Origin of the sequence: Fibrobacter sp., from assembly GCF_045112255.1 — a bacterium.
GTDB lineage: Bacteria > Fibrobacterota > Fibrobacteria > Fibrobacterales > Fibrobacteraceae > Fibrobacter.
The window spans coordinates 1-8352 of sequence record NZ_JBGUHR010000104.1 but is presented as its reverse complement, the minus strand read 5'-3'; the positions used below and the strand labels follow the sequence as shown (position 1 = coordinate 8352).

7 protein-coding genes are annotated in these 8352 nt (G+C 52.1%); all 7 read left to right on the top strand.

Features of this window, described 5'->3' with window-relative positions:
- Positions 1-357 (top strand): hypothetical protein (locus tag ACJMM9_RS13590; protein ID WP_405328002.1); only part of this gene is annotated, 357 nt, incomplete at its 5' end.
- Positions 354-1139, top strand: coding sequence for a hypothetical protein (locus tag ACJMM9_RS13585; RefSeq protein WP_405328000.1), 786 nt, complete (start codon positions 354-356; stop codon positions 1137-1139). The genes ACJMM9_RS13590 and ACJMM9_RS13585, both read left to right, overlap by 4 nt.
- A gap of 91 nt (positions 1140-1230) precedes the next feature.
- Entirely contained in the window at positions 1231-1668 is a 438-nt protein-coding gene (locus ACJMM9_RS13580) for a hypothetical protein (RefSeq protein WP_405327998.1), read from the top strand.
- 8 nt (positions 1669-1676) lie between these two features.
- A complete protein-coding gene (locus tag ACJMM9_RS13575) occupies positions 1677-2540 on the top strand; it encodes a metallophosphoesterase family protein (protein ID WP_405327995.1) in 864 nt (287 codons plus the stop codon).
- 126 nt (positions 2541-2666) lie between these two features.
- Positions 2667-7487: a cadherin domain-containing protein gene (locus tag ACJMM9_RS13570; RefSeq protein WP_405327992.1), complete on the top strand. Its 4821-nt coding sequence runs from the start codon at positions 2667-2669 to the stop codon at positions 7485-7487.
- A 63-nt stretch (positions 7488-7550) separates the two neighbouring features.
- Positions 7551-8090 (top strand): hypothetical protein, encoded by a 540-nt coding sequence (locus ACJMM9_RS13565; RefSeq protein ID WP_405327991.1) that lies wholly within the window; start codon positions 7551-7553, stop codon positions 8088-8090.
- Positions 8083-8340 carry a hypothetical protein gene (locus tag ACJMM9_RS13560; RefSeq protein ID WP_405327988.1) on the top strand — a complete coding sequence of 86 codons (258 nt, stop codon included), beginning with the start codon at positions 8083-8085 and terminating at the stop codon, positions 8338-8340. The genes ACJMM9_RS13565 and ACJMM9_RS13560 overlap by 8 nt, the downstream gene beginning before the upstream one ends.
- Positions 8341-8352 lie beyond the last annotated feature (12 nt).

The following is an 8352-nucleotide window of genomic DNA, read 5'->3' as shown; positions in this document are numbered from 1 at the left end:
CTGTTCCGCGAATTCTTCCAGAACAAGGTCAAGAACATTGAGTGGCCGTCGTTCAACATGATGAAGTCCTCTGGACGAATCATGGTGGACATCGCCGAGCCGCTTTCCTATGGTGCGACGGAAGAGCCGTACCACGGATTGTTCACGATCAGCTATGACACAAAAACCAAGTGTGCCAAAGTCGTAGGGCAAATGTCCGACCTTCCGGACAGTCCCAAGAACCTCGACACGGTTGAAGACCTCGACAACTTCTATACCGAGTTCTACAACAAGCTGAAGTCTCGCGTCGTGAGCGTCAACTGCCACCTCGAAATGGACACCTACTGCATGCACGGTGTCGAAAAGGACTACACATGATCATCCGATTCTACTCTCCGATGACGGTGAAGTGCGAAACTCCGCGCTACGTCATCCCTGGAGAACTGGTGTCCGTTCTGGACGCGCTTCCGGTCAAGTGCCAGAAGCATTTCGACGACATCGCCGAGTTTTTCGGCGAGCACTATCTCATGGAAACCCACGAGAAGAACTACGCCGTACATTCGGTAGTTCCGATGCCTTGCATCCACAACGCGGTTCCGTACATCTGCTGGCTCGTCGCAGTCGAAATCAAGTTCAATCCGGACTACAAGCCGTTCGACGTGCAGCAGTGCATCTTGGATATCCGAAAGACTCTCGATGGTCAGATCTCTGACGGCTGGGGAGAAGGCTTGGAACAGGAGCACATCAATCTTCAAGGCGACGTGTATTCCGTACGCTGCAGCGCCGTCGACAGAGTCTCTTGGCCGGGAATCTGGTGTGACGGAACTACCTTGTTGCCGTGTACCGATACGCTGTATGGAAAGTCTGGCGTCCGTCCTACGATGCTGCGCCACGGCTGGCTCGATCCGGAAGCGTTCGACTATCTCTGCGCCGACATTCTCCGCTGGGTTCAGTCTACGGATGCCGTACGCAATTGCGTCAAGACCGTGGAATCGCTGATCGCGAACTACAAGGTCGACGCACCTTACATCCAGTCCACGATCGACTGGCTCCGCAAGCGGACTAATGACACTGATCGTATCAAACAATATACAAAGGTGTACCACAAGATGGAAAGGGTACGCCATGAAGGAACAAAGGAATGTCAAAGAAAAAGCTGATTTTGTGCGCCGCTGGCGTTGTCATCGGTGTCCTCGGTATCGGTTTGGCGAACGCCACCATGTACTGGATCACTGCCACTAAGGAGTAAACATGTCTCGTAAACACATCTTCACATACGTTATCGGAATCATTGTCGGTTTCATCGTATTCTGCTGTGTCGATACTGCAGTTCACTACAATTCGACACTTGACGTAAACGTCCAGTGCTTCCAGCTCAAGGTTGACGAAGGCGCGAAGCCGAAGGCTGTCGTGTACGAGCCGTCCAACGGCATCGCGGAAGTCTGGAAGGGTGTCTGCGAAACTGACGTGCTTCCCAAGGCAAGCAAGGAGAAGTGGACTAACTTGCATCCGCTAGAAACAATCATTGCTGGATTGCTTGCGATCGCAGCGCTTTTCTTTGGCCTCATTGCTATTTTGTTCTATTTAATTATTGGGGTGCTCGTTAGTTTGTACAGATGGGCGTTCAATCCGCTCTATGACGACCAGTCAATCATCAGCGTCTACATCGACTTTATCAAACACCCGTAGGAGACAACATGGCCTATAAGATTTTGCAACTTTCTGATATCCACCTCGGTTCCGACTACGAAGGAAACTTGGACACCAAGAAGCAGTGGAAGGCTGTCCTCAAAGACGCCAAGATCACTGGCGGATATGATGCCGTCATCATCACTGGCGACTTGCTTGACGACACGGTAAATGTCGATCCGGCTAACAACGCCAAAAGCGGCAAGGAACTTACTGACGAAGGTAAGCTCCTCAAGTACAAGGACATTCTCTACGATGCCAAGAGTTTGTGCGGATCTAGCGGCAAGCTTCTCGTGACACCGGGCAACCACGACAACCGCAAGCTTCTTGCGAAGGCCGCCGTCAGCATGGGCGTTGACAACGCTCGCGAGGATATGTTCGATAAGCCCGGCGAGCACATCCAATTTGCTCATATAGGTTCAAGAACCATCGTCTTGATTGACTCTGGCAACGGAGAACCGTACAAGGCCCTCGCCGAACTCGCATATATGGCAAACCGCAACAAGGATTGGAAGCGCGACATGACGATGATCTTTACGCACAAGCCGTTCCAGTCTCCGAACTTGTACCACCGATTCATGAAGGACAACATGCTGCCGATCGATGTTTGCCATCACGCGGTTCAGTATGCGTCCGAATACTTCTGTGGCCATCTGCACCACTATGCATCGGTTCACGCAAGGCTTGCCGACAACGACTTCTGCATGACGGTCGCCCCTGGCATCCAGTGCCAGATCGACCCCTATTCTGCAAAGTGCAACGCGGTTCCGCTTCCGGGCTACTTGACCATCACGTTCAACAACTACGATTCCATTGTCGAGAAGCGTATCCATATCGTTGAGAACTGGCAAGAACTCGCTGAACAGAATTAACGCGAACTTTGGTTCCGATAAGACAAGCCGCTGGTTGACAGTCGGCTTGTTTTTTGTTATATTTCCCTTACAAAAACGATAAACTAGAGGCAAATTGTAAACAATATGAAACAAAGAGGACACCGCATGAAATACTGGTTGACATTCATCCTCGCTCTGGCCATGTCGGTATTCGCTGCCGACTTGAGACCGTTCCATTTCGACAAGGTGGCGGACGACCACGAGGCGCAGCAAGAGGAATTCGAGTACATGCTCAAGTACAAGCTCTTCGGACGCGACTACTTGACTATGGGCCGCCGTGTCATCATTCCAGACAAGTCTGGCTGGAACGGTAGCGCCAACGACATCACGTCGGCTGAACAGTTGTCAATCGGTGGCCCGACCCTCGCTGGCGGTTCGATCTCCGTTGGCGACGGATGTAAGTTCACCACGGGCCCTATCCACGCCACGTCAATGACGGCTGGCAATGACAATGGCGCACACTACTTCGCCGGAACCGTATGCTTGGCCAATACGGCGGTTTCCAATGCCGTACAGACTGGTATCGACCGCGCACAAGGCACTCTCACCAGTACATGCCCAGAAGTGCCAGCGGCACCGACTAACTTGTCCATACCGACGGTTCCGTGGCCGACGACCGGATACCAAGACGATATCATCATCGACCAGAACTACGGCGTCGCCTACATCGACGTGCCGGACGGAACCGACCAGTATGACCTCTATTACAACAAGATCCACTTGAACCGAGAGAGCAAGGACGCACCGGGCAAGGAAGGCGCTACTTTGTACATCCGCATGCAAGACGGCGGTCGTCTGACTCGTATCTTCGTGCATGACCTACAGATCGGAAACCACACGTCCATCCGAGTCGTGTACCGTACGGCCAACGGAGATTCCATCTTGCCGCAAGACGCCTACCGTGGAAACGTGCTTATCTATTCCGACGGCGACATTTCGTTTGTAAATACAGACAACACGCCAATACAAGGTTCGTTCCTCAGCACGGCGGAAATCTCGCTGAAGTGCAACCTCGACTTCTCTGGACAGCTTCTTGCGAACAAGCTGTACATCGGTGACGACTTCAAGGGAGACCACTTCCACTTCGTCATCTATGACCCGGACACGCTCGATATCGACCCTACGCTCAACAAGGACGGCGGCCTTCGCGAGAACGACTCTACGGTGGTTCTCCCTATCCAGCTTTCCGATACGGCGACCGTCGACGTGTTCTTCAAGTTCTGCTTTGACCTGAAGGACGGCGTCACTGTCGATGACTTCAACATGGTTACGGATTTCCCTATCTGTGGAACCGACTCGCCGAAGACCCTAGTCATCCCTACTGGCAAGAAGGTTCCCACCGAGCAGATCAAGGTAAACGTAAAGAAAGATACATTGACCGAGCCGAACGACTACCTCGTATTGAAAATCTCCATTGAGTCTGGAGCTGTCCTTCCGAACAACAAGACGGACGGCGAACTCCGCGTGAAGATTATCGACGCCGATGTGGCCAAGAAGCTCTCGTTCGACACTACCGCCGTGTACACCGAGAAGGAAAACTACACTGGTATTGTGGACAACATAAAGATTGTCAACTATTCCGATGAAGTGAAGTTCTATCTGGACTCCGCGTTCACTGGCCGTTACTCCATCGACGAGACCACTGGCGTCATTACTCTGCTGACTCCGGTCGACTACGAGACGACTCCTATCGACACTATCAAAGTGACTGTCAAGGACACTGGCGACGTGGCAATTACTGGCTATATCCCCATTTCCGTCATCGACATCAACGAGAAGCCGATACTCAACGATACCACTCTCGTATTCAGCGAGAATACTCCGATACCGACTATCGTGGGCGTTCTGAAGGCTACCGACGAGGACACAAATCCGAACTATAGCAAGAACGAATATTCCATCATGGAAGGCAGCAGCCACTTCGTCATCGATCCGAAGACTGGCCGCATCACCACGTCCAAGATTTTCGACTACGAGACCGATACCACCGAGTTCGTGCTCAAGGTATTGGTGGCCGACATTGGACAGCCGACCGTTCTCTACGACACCGCCTTCGTGACTATCCGCGTGAAGGACGTGAACGAGGTTCCGACTGTCAAGAACCAGACGTTCCATATTCCAGAGAACGTTATCGACACCGTAGGCAAGGTAAGCGGCGTCGATCCGGAAGGTAATAAGCTGACGTATGTAATCACCAACGACGTTCCGTTCAAGATCGACTCGAACGGGGTCATTACAAACACAAAGCCGTTCGACTACGAGACCAAGAAGGATTACTTGGTGAAGGTCGACGTATCGGACGGAACCTTCATCATACCGATTGAAGTCAAGGTAATCGTCGACGACGTGGACGAGCCAGTGCATGCGCACGACACTACGCTCACCGTTGACGAACGCCAGACTGGCCCAATCGGCAAGGTGACTGGAGAGGACGATGATGGAAAGCCTGTTAAATTTAGTGGAAGTGATACTCTACATTATAATATTCATCCTACTACTGGTGTGGTGGAAGTGGTAAAGCCGTTCGACTACGAGACGACCAAGGTCGATACCTTGCTCGTGTTCGTGGAGGACGTGAACGGCAACATCGACACCGCTACCGTCGTGGTCAAGGTGAACAACGTAAACGACCCGCCGAAGCTGCAGCCGAACGATTCGTTGACCGTGCCGGAAAACTGCAAGAATTGCATCGTTGGCATCATTACGGCGACTGACCCAGACAAGGATCCTATCAAGTACGAAGTGGTCGAGAAGGGCTTCACCATCGACTCCAGCGGCGTACTGAAGCTTACCGACCCGGTCGACTTCGAGAAGACGCCGACAGTGAAGGTGACTATAATCGCATCCGATCCGTCTGGCGCTGCCGACACCATGACCTATACGGTGAAGGTGACTGACATCAACGAGCCAGTCCATGTGAAGGACACCACTTGCTCCGTCGCCGAGAATGTCTCTGGGCCGACTGGCTGCAAGGTGACGGCTTGGGACGAGGACAAGACTACTCCGAAGTTCACCGTGACCGACACTACTCGTTTCGGCATCGACTCCACTGGCGAAATCATCGTCAAGCAGCCGTATGACTACGAGAAGAAGACCAAGGACACCGTGACCGTCATCGTTACGGACGGCGCGTTCTCCGACACGGCCACTGTCGTTATCAAGGTCATCGACGTTCCTGAAAAGACCGAGATTACCGAGGTAGATGACCAGCCGAAGCAAGACACCATCAGGACGAACGATCCAGACCACAAGATCGACTACAAGATCTGTGAGGACAAGAAGTGCATCGTTGACAGCATCCCGGTGACGACCCACAAGGACACCGTGGTCAAGGTATGCAACGAGAAGAAGACTTCTTGCGACCAAGTGGTTATCTTGTTCAGTGACGCTCCTCCGGTGGTCATCCTCAAGAATACCGATAATACCACGGCCTTGATCGACTACATCACCATCGAGGAAAAGAAGGACGACCACATCTATGTGAACAAGAAGGACAACTCTCTCCAAGTGACCGTCAAGGACACCGTCCACAAGACGGAAAAGCACTTCGATATCGACGTCAAGCTTGATACCGTGTCCGTGAAGACGTCTCACGTCAAGGACTACAGCTATCTTGTAGACGAGAGCAATGCCACAGTTACGCCCATAGGCGGCGGTCTGGCGGAAGTCTCCGAGACTATCAAGGTGGATGGCGTCAAGGTGACTATCACGAAGGTCGTCAATGCCAAGACGATGGAACCAGTGGACACGACGCAGACGGTGTCCTACAAGACCACCGAAGGCGGCAAGGAAGTCACGATTACCTACACTACGGACAACCTCACTGGGCAGCGCATTTCCGACTACCATGTTTCGTACAACATTGATTCTTGCACCACGGTCTCCTATGACCTCGATGACAAGAAGAAGGTCGTAAAGAACAAGGAAGGAAACGTCGCTTACACGGTCAAGTACGACTACACAGACGAGTATGGCAACAAGGCTTCTGCCGAAGTCGAAATCGTATTCGACGACATTCCGCCGAAGGTTGAGATCCGTACGCCGAACGCGATGGAACACTTCAACACGAACGCCATCAAGGTCGAGTGGACTGTCAACGGAGAAACCCAGGATACGCTTACTCTGCAGCGTCTTGAGAAGGGCTTGAACTACGTCATCCGTCGTTACGTGGACAAGGCTGGAAACGTGGCTGCCGATACTGTAGCGGTATTCATGGCCGAGGCGAAGGATATCGACATTTCCATCATCAACCCAGTCACCAAGGTTGACCAAGACAAGGTTGACGAATACTATGCCGACCACAAGTACGACTCCAAGAATCCGTACAGCATCCAGTTCACCGATCCGGACTCCAGCAAGTTGCCTGAGACCATCGGCATCGGCTTCAAGATCGACATCGTGCTTCCGAGCGTTTCTGCAACTGGCGGACTCGCTACGCTTGACGATATCGTGAAGAACGGCCAGATCCCAGTCGACGACAAGGGCAACATCGTGGGCGCATCCACGAAGGGAATTCCGGTCGAACAGTATGTGGAAGAACACTGCACCGACGAGTTCAAGAAGGATTACAAGAAGCACGGTCTCGACATTCCTCTGTATGACGTGACCTACAACCTTCACCTCTGGGTGTTTACCACGCAAGCCAACTACGTGAACGACTTCCGCGTCGAATACAAGCTCAATGACCAAGCCAAGGTGACGGACGCCGGAACTGTCCAGATGGTTCTTGACTGGCTGACAGACAAGGAAGGCAACGTGAAGGCCAAGAACGGTCACGCAATGGGCACTGGAGCCTATATCACAAAGATTGAGTCCAAGTCCATCGCCAAGCACCGCTGCGACTACAAGGAGCAGAAGAAGGGCGACAAGACTGTCAAGAAGGAAGACGACATGACTACGTTCGGCTACAAGAGGCCGATCAAGTAATCGAACGGAGAATTGACGAAGGCTGCCTAGACAATAGGCGGCCTTTTTGCTATATTGGTAACCATGTCAAAGCCTCATATCTACAGTTCGTACGAGATATTCCACGCCGAAAATGTCGGCTGGGGAGTAGACGACCATCTGCGTAATAATCAGTTCGTCAAGCTTTCGGAATATGATGAGAAGGTAGCTGAACTTACTGGCAACCAGAGGCTCAATTTCGAAATGTTCTTCGACGAGCGCGAGGATAATCGGTATTTGAGGCAACGTGTAGACCAGCTGGAACGTGAAAACGCCGCTCTCGTCGAACAGCTCCGCAAGGCGGTAGAAGAACAGTTGCCATGGATTCCGTGTTCGCTCAAGATACCCGAACGCGGAGAATACGTTTTCGTCAATGGCAGTAAAGGAGTAGAGGTTCGATGCTGGGATACGATGGATGACACCGACGACTATGACGGACATCCCATCAGCTGGGACGCTTGGTTCAAAGAGACCGAGGTGGATGGCGATCCTGACTTCTGGATAGATTTTGATGCTGTGAAAGCCTGGATGCCTATTCCGAAGGATCCAGAGGAACCTAAAAAAGACGAGGAACAACATGTATGATGATTACATTCCCAACGATACCTTTGGCTGTGTCGTTTACTTGATTTTCGGCATCATTGCCATTGCGCTCATCGTATGGATGTGCGTCGGCAAGGATGAACAAGGTACGCTGTACATGGTAGGAAGCGACGATCCGGTCTGCACTGGTACGCTTCACACGACGTACAACGGATACGGTAGCGATACGCACACGTTCCATTGCGACGATGGCCGTGTCATTAAAGAAGTTACGAACTTTATCTTGAAGTAGGAGCCGTTATGC